The following is a 16,685-nucleotide window of genomic DNA, read 5'->3' on the forward strand; positions in this document are numbered from 1 at the left end:
ACTAAATAATAAGATTCCGGTATCGCATGTTCTTTATTGTCTTTATCGATCAATTTGACATTGCTCACCCAATAACGTAGACGGCTAAATTCGAATTCCATATCATAGGTTCCACTCGAATTAATTAATTGATAGGGATATTTTTTATTTAGTTCAAAATCTGAATCACCATATTTGGCATCAAATGTCAACGATAAAGATCCCGCTTGGTCTGCGTAGACAATCTTTTCAACTTCTTTAATTTCGGTTTTTTCACAGGATGTGAATACCAGCGCAGCAACGGCTGCAAAAAATAAATTCTGCTTTTTCATTTTTCTTGTAATTGTATATATTGATTTGTTATTTAACTTCTACAGGAAATACCAGTTCCTCCTGTGATACTTTTTCACCTTTTTTGAACAGATTCACTTTGATTGTCCAAGGGCCTTTCATTGTGAAATTGACTATCCCACTATACCGTCCATTACTTTTGCCTACGGCAGCCTTATTATCAGGTGAACCATGTCCCATATCCGGCATAAAAGGCTCTATTTCTACCGTATAGTTGTCCAGCGGTGGGAAAACCTCATGCTCCATTCTGTGCAGTGTGAAGTCAATGGGCTGACTTCCTGTTTTTACTTCATTGGGTAGCAATAGACTAACGAACACACGGCCATCATCTTTGGTACCAACAGGGATAGTCCTTGCATACTTTGCCTCTGAAACGGGCAGCAGAAAGGATAAACTATCTGTTTTATTGAGGATAGTATTCAATATCCAACCCTCGCCCATATCCTTCATATTGGCCATGATAAAGACTACCTCAGCTTTATAAAGACCATTACCCAGATCAACCAAAGGGTAATATGGTCCTCCGTGCGACATCATGCCCATATCCATGACAACATTATAGTCAAGCTGGGCATCAGTAGCAGGGCTCCCGTCTTGATCCGTGACCTGAATGTAGATGGTTTCGTTTTTGCTGGTTAGGCTGTCCTGTACCAGTACACTGATCTTTTTGTCTGTCAGTGTCGTATCTGCTATTTTTGTCAAAGCGGTTATATCAACCAAAGCACCTGCCGTGTCAACCGCGCCTTCTTGCTGTTGGTTATGTGTATTGTTTCCGCACCCGGTCAAACTGTATATCAATGCCATAGCCATTACGCTAAAAAGCATGGATGACTTTCCAAAGTAAAATGGTTTCATTCTCGATTTTATTCAATGCCAAAATCGCTGTATCGCCTACCGAGTATAAAGCCTCTTAGGTCAATACAGCACTATTAATTATTATAGAAAAAATTAGGCGTTGAATCGAGGAGGGCGGAAGTTATTCTTGAAATGTATAAAACTGTAGTAAGCTTTATAATAGGCTACGTATTTGTTCACTAAATGGATGGATATGCTTTCGGGCATCACCAGCCATTCCTGCATCACGCAGAGAAAAGTTTCGTGTTTTGCGTTCTGCGGAAGACTTTTATCGGATGATTTCTCTTCCAATGCTTTGAGCTTTTTCATCAGTACGCATTGACCATTACAGTGCATCTGAGGTCTTGCTCTATTTTCGCAAAGTTCTTTTGCTATATAGGATCGGTTGCTTTCAAACCATACAAACACCCCCATACTTCCCAAACATTGGTAAGCGAGAGATAGAAGTAGTAGAAATGAAATTATCCTTTTCAATTTAGTTTATATCTTTTTAAAATTGTGCTAATAATTTACGTATGTCTTCTATGGCCTTTTCCGATTCATCTTCACGGGTGCCATCGTAAACTCCTCTTACGTGTCCGTTAGTATCCACCAATGTAAATGCACCGCTATGATCAAAGCCTCCGGGAATGTCGGGGTTTTCCTCCGCATACGAAAAGTAACCCTCTTTTCCTGCAATGTGATAGACAGCCTCCTGTGGGCCATTTAAGAAGTGCCAGTTTGACGGTGCACCAAGTTTAGTGGCATAATCTTTTAGCACAGCTGGCGTATCGTATTTCGCATCAATGGTGTGCGATAATATCACTAAACGCTCCTCGTTTTCAAACTCTTTTGCGATGGTCAACATATTTTTAGCAAGTAGCGGACATATAGTCGGACAACGTGTAAAAAAGAAATCCGCCAGGTAGATCTTATCAGCAACGTCTTCATTGGAAATCCATACACTGTCCTGATCCACAAAACGGAATTCAGGTATGCTGTGGTAGATCGTGTCATTAACCGTCTTGCCATCTTTCACCATTGAAACGATTTCTTTCTCGCCCATAATAGGAAGATCCTTGTCATCGCGTTGTTGACCACAAGAGGCGAGAAATAATATGCCCAATGGCAGGATTTTGAAAATTTGAAAAGACATTGCTCTCTGCTGCTTTATTAACTTTGCAAAGTTACCACACTATATGGCTTCGTGGTTTACATAAGCGTGCTACGTGTTTAGGTTTTCGTGCATATCGGATGTTGTAAGGGACACTTAAGGTATTCAATCGATATTTAACAGCAATAAAATGTATATTTGGTATTTAAAATAGGATAGTATTTATCTCAATGAAATATGTAAGCTTCTCCTTATTCTTAGTTTTGACTATATGCTCCATGGGCTGTCAACAAAAAAAACTTCCCTATCTCGGCAATCCGGTTACGGAAGGGAGTGAGCTAATTTATCCTAAGATCGATGAATTTAGCATGCTTGATCAGGACAGTATACCCATCTCTGATCAGAGCCTGATCGGTAAGATCCATATTGCTTCATTTATCTTTTTGTCATGTCCAACCATTTGTCCGCAAATGAACGCGCAGATGAAGGAAGTGTACGATGAAACGATGGGAATGGAAGATATTGTTCTCCTTTCTTTCAGTATTGACCCTAAACGCGACACCATTCCGGCATTGAAAGCCTACGCTGACAAGATCGGGGTTAAAAGAGAGAAATGGCATTTTCTATATGGAAGCCCACAAGATGTATTAAATCTTGCTGAGAAATCCTATTATGCTATTGCCTATCCGGATAGTACGGCTCCCGGCGGATTTACACACAGCGGTGGATTTCTTTTGGTCGATAAGGATTTACATATCCGGGGTGTATACGACGGAACTTCGCAGGATGAAACAAAGAGATTATTAGCAGATATTGATATTTTACGAAAAGAGAAATAAATTTAATACATTCGCACCATTTTGAAAAGATTCATGTACATATCGTTGCTTGTGGCTGTATTGATACAGTCAACGAGTAGTATGTGGATTTTTGTAGGCTTTCAGCTCAACCGGGACTATATAGAAAGCCAGTTGTGTATCAATAGATTTGATACTATTCCAGTATGTAAAGGGTCGTGTTATCTAGAGGAAAAAATTAAAGAGGACCAGCAGCATAATGATGCACCTGTGAAACTTAAGTTGCTGGAAGTAACAATGATATTATCAGTCTTCACTTTGAACAATACGCAGCCTATTCAAAAGGATGTTGGAGACCTATTAACCCAATCGGTTTCTACTGACCCCTTATCAGATGGGTTTTGCTTTTCTATCTTCAAACCGCCTATTGCCTGATTTAATTGATCTATCGATTATTTAAATAAGGTAATATTATTATGGTTGTCAAGACAGAAGAAATAAGAGTTTTGACACTGGAAGATTTTGAAAGTCCCGATTTAGGTTTTTTCATCACTTCGCTCCAATCTTATAATCAGCATTACTGTAGTCTTTTCTCGTTGCCAAACCAGAGAAGATTTTACATGATAATCTTTTTAGAAGATCAAGCCGGAAGGTTTGTTGTAGATCAGTCTTCTACACAAATCCATAAAGGAGAAGTATTGAGTGTAAGCCCTACCAGTGTCTGTACATTTGAAATAGATAAACAAGCCAAAGGCTGGATGGTGTTGTTTACGGACGCTTTTTTTTCAAAGCGATATAACGACAATGTTTTATACGATTTTTCATTTCTAAAAAGCAATAGCGTATGTAAACAGTTGGAGTATACGGAAGATATGCCCCGTTGGCGCATGATGATGGATGCAATGTACGATGAATTCAAGCGCTCAGGAGCTGATTCAAGAACGATATTGCGCTCCTACCTGAATATCGTATTGGGTATTATGGAGAGACACAATGGTATAGCTGTTGATGCTCCCTACAATAGAGAGAAAGAGAGTAAAGTACGACTGTTTGAACAATTGTTGGAACAGTACTACAATAGAGAACGATTCCCTTCATTTTATGCCGAAAAGTTGAACATATCAACGAATTACCTAAACCGTATCTGTAAAGAACGGCGGAGCAGGAGTGTCGGAGAAATAATAAGAGACCGAATACTCATGGAGGCAGAAAGGTTGCTCTATCACACGTTCAAAACGGTATCGGAAATATCATTTGAACTTGGATTCGACAGTTCTTCTTACTTCATTACTTTTTTTAAAAAGAAGCATGGACTTAGCCCAGAAGAGTTTAGAAAGACACAGAGATAAAGGTAATATCTCCATTGAATTAATTTAAGCGGTTCCAGTTAGTTGGGACTGCTTTTTTGTTATATGCGGCAATCCATTTCTCCAAAATGAAAGCAGTTACGAATAGCTAAACTATTATCCTATAAACCGCATAATTCTGTTCCAAAAACAGAAGCCATTTGCACCTATATTTCCTCCGCTCTTCGCCATAATGTCGGAATTTTGTCAAAAAAAATAAACGAGAGAGATTTATGGATTTTCCAATGTTCCACTTGGACTGGTTAAACGACCGGTTTTTAATAGCGGTCATCGCTATCATCCACGTTATGACTAACCACGGCCTTGCTGTAGGTTTTATTCCCTATATCACCTGGTTGGAGTATAAAGGAGTGAAGAATGCCCCTCAAGATCAAGTTACAGATACTAAATGGGATACCCTTATTTATAATAAAATGAAGGTAGCATTTATCATAACAACGACAATAGGTGCCATGACGGGAGTAGGTATCTGGTTCTCCGTAGCTTTAGTAAGTCCAAGTTCTATAGGTAGTCTTATCCGCGTATTCTATTGGGCATGGTTCACCGAATGGGCAGTTTTTGTAACGGAAGTGGTGCTCATTATGATTTATTACTTGACATGGAAAAACTCCAACAAATCATTAAATGCAAAGCTAAAACACATTCGATTCGGTGCATTTCTGAGCTTGGCTTCGTGGATTACAATGGTTATTATCGTATCTATCCTCGGTTTTATGATGGATCCGGGCAACTGGAATACGGATAAGAGTTTCCTCAACGGTTTTACCAACCAGATTTATCTCCCTCAATTGGCCTTCCGCACACCAGTAGCCATGTTGGTAGGTGGAATATTCGGAATGCTATTGACCACCATATTTTCAAAAAGAGGCTCCGAAATACGGATTCTGGCCATCAAATATGCGGGTAGATGGATACTGTTCTGGACACCATTTGCCATAGTGGGAGCGATATATTATTGGAATGTGATGCCGGAGGCGATGAAAGCCAATATGAGTACAGCAGTCGGTTCGATGGATTTTGAAGAATACTATGACCTGCTGAAATACTTTATCATCGGAGCAGCATCGTTGTCCATCGTTCTGGCATTGTGGGCTATTTTCAAACCCAAGAAAGTTAGTTTCGGTCTTGTGGTCATACCTTGTCTCTTTGTTTTCGGCTTTTTAGGAATATTCGAGCGAGTCAGGGAATTTGTTCGGAAACCCTACGTAATTGGTAATTATATGTATTCAAATTTGCTTCGTGAGGAAGATTACCCATTGTACAAAAAAGATGGGATACTAAAGCATGCTACATACACATCTGTTCATGAGATTACGCCCGATAATAAAGTCATGGCCGGACGGGACGTTTTTATGCTGACCTGTAGCCGATGCCACACGACCAATGGTGTCAATTCTATCGTAGATGTTTTCGAAAACATGTATGGCAAGGATAAGCCTTTGAACGAACAAGCTATGGCGAGCTATATACCGGGTATGCATCAAGGGCGGGCATTTATGCCGCCATTTCCGGGAAATAAAAAAGAACTGGAAGCGCTGGTTGCCTACATTAAGCAATTACAGAGTTCAGGAGAATCATTGCAAGGCGCACAGACTGACGGCGTTGCCGTCAATCCAGACAATGCGGTAGACGCTGTTGCGAAGCGTATAGAAGCCGAAATGGCAGCAAAAGAACAAAAAGACGAAAACAACTAAGATTTTTATATACATGTTATTACAGATAAACACACCAGTACCAAAAGATATTCCATTGGATTTACCCCTGCCCGAGTGGTTGTTGTTAACACTACTGATCGTATCTTTTTTATTTCACATTGTCTTTATCAACTTGATGGTAGGTGGTAGTATAGTCACCCTTTGGGCACAGATCAGAGGTTTAAAAGAAAAACAATATGATATATTCGCCTATGAAATTGCTAAGACCATCACGGTCAATAAAAGTATAGCGGTTGTGCTTGGTGTTGCACCTCTCCTGAGTATTAACACCCTTTACACCGTATATTTTTACTCCGCAAATGCCCTGACAGGCTTTGCCTGGATCATGATTATCCCTTTGGTCACAATTGCGTTTTTGCTGACTTACCTGCATAAGTATACATGGGAAACCATGAAGAATCACAAAGCATTGCACATTGGTATCATTGCGCTGTCTGTAGCCATATTCTTATTTATTCCATTGATATTTTTGACGAATGTGAACCTGATGATGTTTCCCGAGAAGTGGGGAGCCGTCAAGGGATTCCTGAGTGCACTGGTTTTGCCTAATGTGTTCCCGAGGTATTTTGAGTTCTTAGGTGCCTGTATCGCTGTAACGGGTATATTCATTGTATGGTACAACGGACGTAGGAATTATCCATTCGAGGAAATCTATACTTCATTGACAAGAGCTCAAGTCAAGCGGGTCGGTTACCACATTGCGTTGATTGGGCTGGCCGCTCAAATTGTATTTGGAGCGATTGTCTTGATGACCTTGCCCGCAAAAGGCGTAAGTTTTGAAGTCATTGAAATTATGGGGGTAGCTGGTGGACTGCTCGTACTGGCACTTTGGTGGATATGGAAAACAATAAAGGATACTGACGAGCGTCTCGATAAGCATTTTTGGAAAATTACCATCGCTATGCTTGCCTTTATGATTTGTTATGGAGGCAGCAGACAGATGTACCGTCATAATGCGCTGGATAAGCACCAGAAGATGGTGGCAGCACATACAGCCTCGTTTCAAGCGATGAGCAAAGAAGCACGGGAAAACTATGTTGAGGAAGAGGGAGCTTTAGTAATCGACGAATCATTGGGTGATCTAGCAAAAGGGACAGCACTATTTCAAGCAAGTTGTGCAGGATGTCACCAAATGGATCAACAACTGGTAGGACCACCAATCAAAGAAATGAAACAGATCTATGAGGGAGATGAGGCTAAGTTGATCGCTTGGATAAAAGCACCTGGAAGAAAACGTCAGGAACTTATGCAGATGCCCGGCTTTCCTCAGATCCCAGACGAGGATTTAAAAGAAATTGCGAAGTACATTCTTTCTGTTGAATAAGTTACAGAAGAATACCATGATCAACGAAAAAGAAAGAACCTTACAAACGAGAATAGTTGATGCCATACTGATCGGTTGTATGACATTAAAAATCGCTTACATACTATTTAATCTGTTTTTTTAAAGTCTTATGATACGTAACATACCCAAAATTAAAACGACATTTTTACTCGTTCTGACCATACTGGCATCGCTACTATTTGCGGTGCTATGGTACACGGAAAAAGAACCTCGGATTTGGATTCTTTTTATCGGACTTGTATTTGGCGTAATAGCCATTTTAGCACAGTGTCTCAATCTAATTTTTATAACGATTTTCGCTGCTAAAATGTCTGAAGTAGGTTACAAAGAAAATGATAGAAACCAGAAATATGAATTCATTAAGGGGCTATATTAGGTTTTAGTTATCAAAACCTACATCATTGGCACATAAAGTCTAATCGTTAATTATCAGAATAGCCGGAACTTTGCCCCCGAGATGCTTTATGCATCAAAAAAATAAGCTTATGTTCCGATTGTTTTTGTTTACAGCAATGCTTGCTGTAATGAGTTGTACCAAAGTGGATGATCCCGACAAACCGCCAATAGATCACGATGAAGAGCCCGGGGAGGAAATAGTCGTACCAAAATGGGAATTGAAATTCGAAGAAAACTTCGAGGGCAATGCTGTAAATCCCGCAGATTGGTATATCTACAACAGCCCAGGACACAATGGTAACGGCCTACGTAGGCCGAGCGCCTTTACAGTGGCAGATGGCGTCTTAACAGTGACCGCCCAGATGATTGACGGAACATTAGTCTCTGGCGGTATGGCGCATAGGGTCAACTACAAATATGGAAAGTTCGAAGCCCGTGTCCGTTCTGACGACGATCCGAGCATAGCCACTAGTGGAGTACTGTTGACGTGGCCACAAAGTGAACGGTGGCCGGCTGATGGCGAGAACGATTTCTACGAGACCACGACCAATCGTAGACAAAGCTTTCATACCTATATTCATTATGGTAACTCTTGGGCTACAAAGCAGCAATACCACAAAGAACATAAATTTGATGCCAAAGAATGGTTGGTCGTTGCCATGGAATGGGAAGCGGAGCACATCAAAATATATGTAAACGGAGAATTGCAGTGGACGTTGACAGATACAAAGGCCATTCCACATGTACCGCACCATCTATGTATTCAACTGGATGCTTTCAAAAAGATGATGGGCGATCCTGTGAGGATGCAGGTCGACTGGGTAAAGATATATCAAAGGAAGAAAGACTAACTTGAATTTCACATCATTTCAAACACAATTATAGAATCCAATATCATGAAAAAAATCACTTACATATTACTACCTGTATTATTAGTAATAGCATCTTGTAAAAAAGACAAAGAGCCTACGGTTGAAACTGAATTAACCGTAAACATAATTAAACCGGAACAAGACAGTGCGCCAGATGCCGAAAACAAAGTGTTGATCGAAGCAACAGCGGTATCGAATGTCGAGCTAAAAGGTTACAAGTTACTGATCAAATCTACCGCTAACAACGAAGAGCTATATACCCATGAAGAGACATTGAGTGGAAAAGAAGCGACTATTTCGCATGCGTGGAATTATCTGACTGACACAAAAACCCCCGTCACCTTGGAGATGACCGTGACCGCTACGGATGGTACGGAGGCAAAAGGCTCCAAATCCTTTGTTCGCGAGAGATTTGTGGGCTACGATTCCAAATTGGGACTTGCCGTCAGTATGGTGCATTACAAAGATGAGCCCATCAATAGTGTGGATAAATTGGACGCCGAATTTACCATCACAAATTATGGTACGACGACTTATAAAAAAGGTGAAAAGCTATATATCAATTCTCGTATGAATAGTGAAGCCTATCAGGATCTGGCTTTCTTTCCTAATCGCACCACAGCACATGAGCTGGCAGAAGATCTTATACCGGGCGGAAGTATCACGGTCAAACCTGGTTACATTATTCCTTCTCAGACTATCCCCTTTTTACCTATGTTCGGAGCTTCGCCTGCAGATTATCTCGAGCTGTGTATCGTCGTATGGGGTAACACAGCAGAATCCGTACAGTTTGACGCCAATCCCCTACCTACCAAATGCGTAAGTTGTGGAACATACAGACCCTAAGTAAAATTAAGTATATGAAAAGAATTGTATGCTATCTGATTTGTGGGTTGTTATTCACAAGTTGCAGTAAAGATAACGATATGCCGGACAACAAAGAGCCCAGACCTATCTATATCGATCAGGATTTGGGCATTGAATTTACGTCCTACGAAAAGGATAAGCTCTACGAAGGCAACGATACCATACGCAACAATTTTGCGGTCGTCAATTATGGGCCCAAAGATCTCGGTGTGGGAGACACGCTAAAACTTGCCTGCCGTATCGGCGGAGTGTTGTGGGCATTAGACCTCATCGGCGAGGGACCAACCAATCATATACTGGAACAAGAACTAAAGGTAGGACAACTTCTGAACATTAATCCGGGTTATCTTCTAGGCCATACCATTCTAGAATATTTCCAAGTAGACAACGTTGATTTGTGCATCATGATATATGGTGTTAATACGGTTGTCACTAATGAGAGTTTTACTTCAGATCCCAAGCCTGAAAATAACAAGACCTGTCTAAATTATCGTCTGAACAAGATAAAGCTTAACTGATATGCGTTTGTTGTTTATCATCTTATGGATGAGTTGTGCCGTGACGATTGTTACGGCACAATCTGTTGTTATTCGCGGGATGGTGGTTGATGTCAGTGAACAGTCTATTCCTAATGTAACTGTTCAAATCTTAAATAGCGAAAAAGCAACAGTCACTTCAGATGACGGCCGATTTACGCTAATTAGTGACGTTTCCTTGCCTAAATTGGTATTTTCACACGTAAACTATGCGACGTATATCCTGCACACAAAGGACAGCAAGTTAAAGGAACTTCGTGTGGTTCTACGATTAAAAGAGCAACAGCTTTCCGAAGTCGTTGTCGAATCCAATCACAAGGAGGAACAACTCTTGTCTGTGCCGGCAGCTGTGACGGTATTGACCGCAGATAAGATCAATCAAATGCAGATATGGAATGTCAATGATCTTTCCGGTATCGTGCCCAACTTTCAATATGCAGATCTAGGTGTCGGCTATCAACAACAGGTAGCAATACGTGGCATCAGTATCTTTAGCGAAACACCGGCCACTGCTACCTATGTGGATGGCGTAGCGGCATTGGATGTTTCGGCGACCGGCCTGCAGATGATGGATATAGAACGGATAGAGGTTTTGCGAGGCCCCCAAGGTACACTCTACGGGCGCAATGCGATGGGAGGTGTCATCAGTATTAAGACAAAAAAATCCAATAACAACTTACATCGCGGATTTGCTGAGGTTAGTTTGGGAAACCAAGGTTTGCAACGTTATGGCTTAGGACTGCAAACCCCTTTGTTGCCAGAGAAGTTATCCATGAGCGTATCCGGGCAATATCAAAAGTTGCACGGCTTTTATACCAATGACCTTGCTGAAGCAACGGTTTTTGATCGGTATACAAAAGAGCGTATCTCCTTAAAAGGTACACCCGAGGATGGTGTGCGTATGGGAGACAACGAAAGCTATTATGGTAACCTTTCTTTTCGCTATGTAAGTTCCCCAAAATTAGCTTTCACCTGGAATAATATCTTTCAATATGAGCATTCTATAGGGGCGAGCGCTTACTACACTGCTGCAGCGACCAATGAGATCGCTATTCAAAAACCCCGCAGATTCATGGTGAATGATCTAGGTAGCCACCGGCGAACGTTTTTTGGTAGCAGCCTCAATACTTCTTATTATCATTCGCGCTATACCTTGACGAGTACTACCGCTTTCCAACGTATATTACAGGCCTATCATCATATTGATCAGGACCTACTGCCTGATAATGCAGTTTTTGGCTCATCCTATCGAAGGAAATTGGGCGACCCTTTTCCGCAGACCGTTTTCAGTCAGGAGGTCCGTATACAATCCGATGGTGATAATCGACTAAATTGGACAACCGGATTATACCTATTCAGCCAGCATTTTGATAAACAGTATGCAGCAGTTTACAAAGACCTTGCCCTGATGTTTGGTATGCAGCCTGGCACACAGATCTCAAAAACAGATTTTTTCAACAGCGGGGTTGCTGTATATGCGCAAGCCGACTATGCATTGGTCGAAAAGTTAAAGGTAGTGGCAGGTATACGTATCGATTACGAAAAACGTATCGCCGATGTTGGCCGTTACTATCTCCATGAAGACCAATCCCGTGCGTACGATGTCAATGACACCACGATGAAGAGTAACTTCGGGGCAATTTCTCCAAAAGCTGTCCTTCAATATGAGTTTGGTACTAATCAGCAGGCATATGCATCTTATACGCGAGGTTTTCGGGCCGGAGGTAACAACTTATTCTCAGGGGGCAAATACGTGAGTTATGAACCCGAGTTTTCAAATAATCTCGAAGTCGGGTACAAATCTATGTTTCTGGATAACAGGCTTCGATTTTCAACAGCCCTGTTTTACATCCACTGGGTTAATATGCAATTGGATATGAACCCCGAACCGGGCTACTGGATCATTGATAATGTGGGCAATGTTAACTCTCGCGGAGTAGAAGCCGAGATTAGCGCTGTTCCATTCCGTGGCATGCAGATTGATGCCAGCTTTGGATGGAACAACGCCCGGTACGGAGATTTTTATTATTTGGGTAAAAATATAAAAGGGAACCGTGCCATTCTCGCTCCCGAAACCACCAGTATGATCGGTATCCAACAATCATTCTCCTTTAAAAAAGATTGGCACTTTGCCGCTAGAGGTGAGTGGCGCAGAATGGGGAATCACTACTTTGATCTCATTAACAGTATCAAGCAAGATGCTTATAATCTGTTTAATCTCAGAGCTTCTGTGCACTACAAGAAAGTTGAACTTTCCCTTTGGTCGCAAAATATTGGCAATATAACCTACCTGACGTTTGCCATGCCGGGGTATTTTAAACATTCTATAGTAAACCGCCCTCGAACCATAGGGTTGACATTCCGAAAAACTTTATGATGATACTACGCTATATCTTCCTTTTTTGTACACTGATCTTCATGGTTGCATGCAATTCTTCGGAGAAGTTACCTCCGTATGAATATGGTTCAGGCCGGGAAAAGCTACCTGAACTGACGCTTTTCAACCATGATAAAATCATGAAGGATCTATTAGGGCCTGCTCCGATAGACGTAAAGACAATCGGTATTTTGGTTTATGAAGGAGCAAATACCATGGAAGTCATCGCTCCGATGGCCGTATTCTCCGAAATGATGAGCGTCAAGATAGACTATATTGCTACGAAAAAGGGAGATGTAAAAACTACTTTGGCAACTATCGAGGTATCAAAAGCGTTAGATGATGTAAACGAATTAGATTTGTTAATCGTTCCGGGAGGAAACAAACAGGGGCTACTGGAGACCATGGCTAATCCAAAGATAATCGAATGGATCACAACAACGGATAAGCAGACGAAGCTGTCGGCAGGAATCGGGTCGGGCGTTTATATATTGGCCAAAAGCGTTGGATTGGCAGGCAAACAGCTCTCACTTCCTTGGTACAAGGCTAAGGAAAATGCTTCGCTAATCGACGTACAATATAGTAGGGAAAGGTATATAAAGGACGGAAAATATTACACTTGTGTCGGACATACCGCATCAATCGATATGTCTTTGGCAATGTTGGGCGATATTGCAGGAAGCCCCAATTTGGAAGGTGCAATGCTGGACATGGAATACGATCCGCAACCACCTTTAGAAGGAGGACTCCCCGAACTCACCACGGATTCCATATTGAATAGAGCTATGCTGCACCATTTTGATATTGACGGCTTACAGTTTATCAATGATCAGAAAATCCAATCTTCTACAGATATTGTTAATATAGGGATATTGGTCTATCCCGATTTTTTCACGTTGGATGCAATCGGACCTTTAGTTGTCCTTTCTCAATTGCCTAATGTACACGTTGAATTGATCAGTACAGGAGATAAAAGCATCAAGAGCGGAAGAACATATTTTGGAGTGGATAAAAACATTGCCGGAGTAAACCAATTAGATGTACTCCTGATTCCCGGAGGCGCAGATGGAACTTGGGCTGTTGCACAAGACCAAAATATCTTGGACTGGATTAAGCATATTGATCATAATAGCAGGCTTACATCAAGTGTTTGTACAGGTTCGTGGGTGCTTGGATCGGCAGGCTTATTGGAGGCGCGACGGGCCAGCACCAACTGGTATAGAGCTGCTCAAATGATGGAACGATATGGCGCGACATTTACGGGCGATAGGTATACCATAGATGGTAAGTACTGGACATCGGCCGGTGTTTCGGCAGGAATTGACATGAGTTTCGCCATGATCCAGTATTTTGCTGGCGATGACGGCACAAAACACGCTATGCTCAATCTTGCTTATCATCCACAGCCGCCTATAGAAGGAGGCTCTCCCGAGAAAACAGACGATCTGGTGTTGGATATGATGCACCAGATGTATGACTATTTAATGGCGCCGTTAATCAAGAAGTAGAAAATCTATTTCTTTACTTTTCCCATGCCTCTTGATTTTGGCCAAACTGGCTCAAAGCCATATTGAGCATATAAATCATAGGCATCTCCGTCTGCAATGAGGTTGATATAGCAAGATGACGGAAGTTCTCGCTCGATAAAATCATTGAGCTTTGTCATGATAAGCTTTCCAAGACCTCTCTTTTGGTGCTTTGGTAAGACACAAATATCAACGACCTGACAGTGACAGCCTCCGTCTCCAACCAATCTTCCCATGCCGATGATTTCGTTATCATTCTCCGTATCTAAGACAATTACGCTGCAAAGTGAGTTTTTTAGTGCTATTGTTGCAGCTTTTTCCGATTTTGGGAAAAGCCCGCAAGTCTCTCTCAAAAATCTGTATTTTTCTACAGTTGGCAGGCTGTATATGACTTTATATTTCATTTTTAAACATACGATTTTTTCAACTGTTGAAATAAATAAAAATGGTGAGAGGCTATATGAGCCCCTCATCCGTGAAAGAATAATACCCCTCGGTTGTTACGATAATATGGTCAAGAATCCTAATGCCGAGCAATTCTCCAGCTTTTATCAAACGATTGGTCAGTGTAGTGTCGGCCGTGCTCGGCTTGAGTGTCCCTGAAGGATGGTTGTGTGCTAAAATCACTCCTGTGGCATTAGCTTTCAGTGCTGCGGTGAAAATCAGTTTTTGGTCAACAGGTACAAAATCGGTTCCGCCGGCGGATACTTCGAATATGCCGAGTGCTTTCTTAGCGTTGTTTACCAGAAGTATCTTGAACTGTTCGATGAACTCGATCCTACCTTCATCCCATGTTGCCATCAGTACACTGTATGCCTTTCGAGAGCTGTTGACTGTGGGTCGCTCGGATGGCTTTACTTTGGACTTATACACAAGCTGGATTTCCGCTGCGATGAGATTGTCAATGATGGTGTTGTTCGCTTCCATAATCTAATTTTTTGAAGTGTTTGAAAAGAATTAATTATGGTGCTTCACGCGGGCATTGGTTAGCAAGTCCAAAAAGCAACGGAATAAATGAAGGGCATTGGGGGGCAAGTGTTTATGCCGGAATTTTTTGGAATGCACCGAAGCTAATGCCCGAAATTGGTGCCGGAATTAAGATTTTCGGGCAAAAGGCGTATGATTGATCGAGTCAAGTTTTCACATGCCGAACGGTCTTAATTAGATAAAACACAATCGAATATTTGAATCGGTGTCTTTAGCATTTTTTTTGCCAATATTTTTTTTAAATTTGAGCAAGGAATCGAGCGCCTCAGGTATGAGTGACTGAAACGCGAGGCTATCATTAATGACAAAGCCTTACAGCAAACTTTAGTTAAACCGCTGGCATAGGTTGTGTTTAAACACTCATGACAACAGTATAAGTCCAGTTTTAACATAAGGTTGCTATGCAATTTGAAATCACAAAAAAATGCGCTGATTCGCTGCGCTCTTTCTCTTTAGAAAAATTCGGTATTCCATTAAAGTCGTCGCATGCACATGAACTTGTGGCCGCTTATTTTGGTTATTCGTCCCGTGCGTCTCTACTGTCGGACTCTAAACGTCCTATCAGTAATTTGGCGGAGGCAGAATTTATTGTTCTAACGCCAACTGATTTTATCAAAGAACGTTGCAGAAGCCTTCATGGCTTGCCGGAAGATTTGCCACATGAATTCGCAGAAGGTGTTTACTCGCCCCTTTTCGACGAAAAATGGATTACACGGCAATCTATTTGGCCAACTTTAGAAGAATTGGGAAGAGGGCTTGCCGACCAGCATTTGAACTCGAAGCCTTCTTTTTTTAGAGACCTGAAGGTTCAGCGACATGGTGTTAAGTTAGAATTCCATGAAGGTGAAGTCGCAATCGTAGTTTTTCGCGAATATGTTTCTCCCAGCCTGTTATTGTCCTTTCAAAAAGGTACAAGAGGTGTTGTTTATGTATTCAACCTGAGGCGCGTAGCGGGCTCTATAGGTTACATAAAGACAAGTCACTATTCTGCCGAAGCTGAGACTTTGGAGGAAGCTGTTATTAAAATGAGAGATGGTTACCATAAAATCATTAGTACTGCGGAGTTCTCTGGTGAGGCTGCGACAATTGTAGACAACGTCTAATTTAAATAAACCCGTGCTAACTCTATTGTAGGAGGCATGGGTTTATCTTTTACTTTTTCTCAGTTTTTATATGCTATTCATCCGTGGGTGCGTTAATATCCTCTATATTTCATAACTTTAGCAATTGACACAACAATGGAATTAAATAAAATTGGTTTTTTAGTGAATGAGGGGGTTTATTATCCTGCGATACTGGGTGAAACGAGTAAAAGTAGCACAGTGCTCCAGCCTTTATTTGAGGCATTTACCAATGCATTGGAAGCTATTGCCCAGAAAAAGGATGACACAACGAAAAACCAAATTATTGTCAAGATATATTACGATGCAGATTTATTCGACGAACAAAAAGCTGTTAATAGGATTGTAATTGAAGATTCGGGCATAGGGTTCAATGATGATGAGTTTAGGCGTTTCCTAACGTTTAAAGACAACAGAAAAGGTTATCATAACAGAGGTTCGGGTCGGCTACAACTTGTTCATTTTTTTTCTACTGTCGAATATTTCAGTGTTTTTAAAGAC

Annotated in this window: 17 protein-coding genes; 11 read left to right on the top strand and 6 right to left on the bottom strand. The window is 41.3% G+C overall.

Features of this window, described 5'->3' with window-relative positions; translation table 11 throughout:
• From ACEVG1_RS20500 to ACEVG1_RS20515, 4 genes are all read right to left on the bottom strand, one after another.
• The coding region (locus ACEVG1_RS20500) for an MbnP family protein (RefSeq protein WP_374745599.1) at positions 1-311 on the bottom strand (311 nt) is incomplete at its 3' end.
• A gap of 28 nt (positions 312-339) precedes the next feature.
• Positions 340-1,185 (bottom strand): FixH family protein, encoded by an 846-nt coding sequence (locus ACEVG1_RS20505; RefSeq protein ID WP_374745600.1) that lies wholly within the window; start codon positions 1,183-1,185, stop codon positions 340-342.
• 93 nt (positions 1,186-1,278) lie between these two features.
• Entirely contained in the window at positions 1,279-1,494 is a 216-nt protein-coding gene (locus tag ACEVG1_RS20510; protein ID WP_374745601.1) for a hypothetical protein, read from the bottom strand.
• A 181-nt stretch (positions 1,495-1,675) separates the two neighbouring features.
• A complete protein-coding gene (locus tag ACEVG1_RS20515) occupies positions 1,676-2,320 on the bottom strand; it encodes an SCO family protein (protein ID WP_374745602.1) in 645 nt (214 codons plus the stop codon).
• Positions 2,321-2,508: 188 nt separating this feature from the next.
• Between ACEVG1_RS20515 and ACEVG1_RS20520 the strand changes: the two genes are divergently transcribed.
• The 9 genes from ACEVG1_RS20520 (at position 2,509) to ACEVG1_RS20560 (ending at position 14,058) form a co-directional block, all read left to right on the top strand.
• Positions 2,509-3,117, top strand: a complete 609-nt coding sequence (locus ACEVG1_RS20520) for an SCO family protein (RefSeq protein ID WP_317166082.1) — start codon at positions 2,509-2,511, stop codon at positions 3,115-3,117.
• A 434-nt stretch (positions 3,118-3,551) separates the two neighbouring features.
• On the top strand, positions 3,552-4,424 hold the full coding sequence (locus tag ACEVG1_RS20525; RefSeq protein WP_374745603.1) for a helix-turn-helix domain-containing protein: 873 nt from the start codon (positions 3,552-3,554) through the stop codon (positions 4,422-4,424).
• Positions 4,425-4,654: 230 nt separating this feature from the next.
• Positions 4,655-6,136 (top strand): cytochrome c, encoded by a 1,482-nt coding sequence (locus ACEVG1_RS20530; RefSeq protein WP_374745604.1) that lies wholly within the window; start codon positions 4,655-4,657, stop codon positions 6,134-6,136.
• Positions 6,137-6,149: 13 nt separating this feature from the next.
• Positions 6,150-7,481, top strand: a complete 1,332-nt coding sequence (locus ACEVG1_RS20535) for a c-type cytochrome (RefSeq protein WP_374745605.1) — start codon at positions 6,150-6,152, stop codon at positions 7,479-7,481.
• 506 nt (positions 7,482-7,987) lie between these two features.
• Positions 7,988-8,749 carry a glycoside hydrolase family 16 protein gene (locus ACEVG1_RS20540; RefSeq protein WP_374745606.1) on the top strand — a complete coding sequence of 254 codons (762 nt, stop codon included), beginning with the start codon at positions 7,988-7,990 and terminating at the stop codon, positions 8,747-8,749.
• Between the two features lie 45 nt (positions 8,750-8,794).
• The gene (locus tag ACEVG1_RS20545; RefSeq protein ID WP_374745607.1) at positions 8,795-9,616 is read left to right on the top strand and encodes a hypothetical protein; all 822 of its coding nucleotides are present in this window, start codon (positions 8,795-8,797) and stop codon (positions 9,614-9,616) included.
• A 14-nt stretch (positions 9,617-9,630) separates the two neighbouring features.
• Positions 9,631-10,155 carry a hypothetical protein gene (locus ACEVG1_RS20550; RefSeq protein WP_374745608.1) on the top strand — a complete coding sequence of 175 codons (525 nt, stop codon included), beginning with the start codon at positions 9,631-9,633 and terminating at the stop codon, positions 10,153-10,155.
• 1 nt (position 10,156) lies between these two features.
• Positions 10,157-12,550 carry a TonB-dependent receptor gene (locus ACEVG1_RS20555; protein WP_374745609.1) on the top strand — a complete coding sequence of 798 codons (2,394 nt, stop codon included), beginning with the start codon at positions 10,157-10,159 and terminating at the stop codon, positions 12,548-12,550.
• The gene (locus ACEVG1_RS20560; protein WP_374745610.1) at positions 12,547-14,058 is read left to right on the top strand and encodes a DJ-1/PfpI family protein; all 1,512 of its coding nucleotides are present in this window, start codon (positions 12,547-12,549) and stop codon (positions 14,056-14,058) included. The genes ACEVG1_RS20555 and ACEVG1_RS20560 overlap by 4 nt, the downstream gene beginning before the upstream one ends.
• A 5-nt stretch (positions 14,059-14,063) precedes the next feature.
• Here ACEVG1_RS20560 and ACEVG1_RS20565 read toward each other — a convergent pair whose 3' ends face one another.
• Together ACEVG1_RS20565 and ACEVG1_RS20570 are read right to left on the bottom strand one after the other, a co-directional pair.
• The gene (locus tag ACEVG1_RS20565) at positions 14,064-14,480 is read right to left on the bottom strand and encodes a GNAT family N-acetyltransferase (protein WP_374745611.1); all 417 of its coding nucleotides are present in this window, start codon (positions 14,478-14,480) and stop codon (positions 14,064-14,066) included.
• 52 nt (positions 14,481-14,532) lie between these two features.
• On the bottom strand, positions 14,533-15,003 hold the full coding sequence (locus ACEVG1_RS20570) for a RadC family protein (protein ID WP_374745612.1): 471 nt from the start codon (positions 15,001-15,003) through the stop codon (positions 14,533-14,535).
• 461 nt (positions 15,004-15,464) lie between these two features.
• On the opposite strand from ACEVG1_RS20570, the gene ACEVG1_RS20575 reads away from it, so the two are divergent.
• Both ACEVG1_RS20575 and ACEVG1_RS20580 read left to right on the top strand, forming a co-directional pair.
• Positions 15,465-16,166, top strand: a complete 702-nt coding sequence (locus ACEVG1_RS20575; RefSeq protein ID WP_374745613.1) for a hypothetical protein — start codon at positions 15,465-15,467, stop codon at positions 16,164-16,166.
• Positions 16,167-16,301: 135 nt separating this feature from the next.
• Positions 16,302-16,685 (top strand): ATP-binding protein (locus tag ACEVG1_RS20580; RefSeq protein WP_374745614.1); only part of this gene is annotated, 384 nt, incomplete at its 3' end.

Source organism: Parapedobacter sp. 2B3 (assembly GCF_041925275.1).
GTDB lineage: Bacteria > Bacteroidota > Bacteroidia > Sphingobacteriales > Sphingobacteriaceae > Parapedobacter > Parapedobacter pyrenivorans_A.

What these genes read in the sequence shown, in the direction of transcription:
- ACEVG1_RS20505 (WP_374745600.1), bottom strand. Translation starts at nt 1,185, where the DNA reads ATGAAACCATTTTACTTTGGAAAGTCATCCATGCTTTTTAGCGTAATG.
- ACEVG1_RS20510 (WP_374745601.1), bottom strand. Translation starts at nt 1,494, where the DNA reads ATGAAAAAGCTCAAAGCATTGGAAGAGAAATCATCCGATAAAAGTCTT.
- ACEVG1_RS20515 (WP_374745602.1), bottom strand. Translation starts at nt 2,320, where the DNA reads ATGTCTTTTCAAATTTTCAAAATCCTGCCATTGGGCATATTATTTCTC.
- ACEVG1_RS20520 (WP_317166082.1), top strand. Translation starts at nt 2,509, where the DNA reads ATGAAATATGTAAGCTTCTCCTTATTCTTAGTTTTGACTATATGCTCC.
- ACEVG1_RS20525 (WP_374745603.1), top strand. Translation starts at nt 3,552, where the DNA reads ATGGTTGTCAAGACAGAAGAAATAAGAGTTTTGACACTGGAAGATTTT.
- ACEVG1_RS20530 (WP_374745604.1), top strand. Translation starts at nt 4,655, where the DNA reads ATGGATTTTCCAATGTTCCACTTGGACTGGTTAAACGACCGGTTTTTA.
- ACEVG1_RS20535 (WP_374745605.1), top strand. Translation starts at nt 6,150, where the DNA reads ATGTTATTACAGATAAACACACCAGTACCAAAAGATATTCCATTGGAT.
- ACEVG1_RS20540 (WP_374745606.1), top strand. Translation starts at nt 7,988, where the DNA reads ATGTTCCGATTGTTTTTGTTTACAGCAATGCTTGCTGTAATGAGTTGT.
- ACEVG1_RS20545 (WP_374745607.1), top strand. Translation starts at nt 8,795, where the DNA reads ATGAAAAAAATCACTTACATATTACTACCTGTATTATTAGTAATAGCA.
- ACEVG1_RS20550 (WP_374745608.1), top strand. Translation starts at nt 9,631, where the DNA reads ATGAAAAGAATTGTATGCTATCTGATTTGTGGGTTGTTATTCACAAGT.
- ACEVG1_RS20555 (WP_374745609.1), top strand. Translation starts at nt 10,157, where the DNA reads ATGCGTTTGTTGTTTATCATCTTATGGATGAGTTGTGCCGTGACGATT.
- ACEVG1_RS20560 (WP_374745610.1), top strand. Translation starts at nt 12,547, where the DNA reads ATGATGATACTACGCTATATCTTCCTTTTTTGTACACTGATCTTCATG.
- ACEVG1_RS20565 (WP_374745611.1), bottom strand. Translation starts at nt 14,480, where the DNA reads ATGAAATATAAAGTCATATACAGCCTGCCAACTGTAGAAAAATACAGA.
- ACEVG1_RS20570 (WP_374745612.1), bottom strand. Translation starts at nt 15,003, where the DNA reads ATGGAAGCGAACAACACCATCATTGACAATCTCATCGCAGCGGAAATC.
- ACEVG1_RS20575 (WP_374745613.1), top strand. Translation starts at nt 15,465, where the DNA reads ATGCAATTTGAAATCACAAAAAAATGCGCTGATTCGCTGCGCTCTTTC.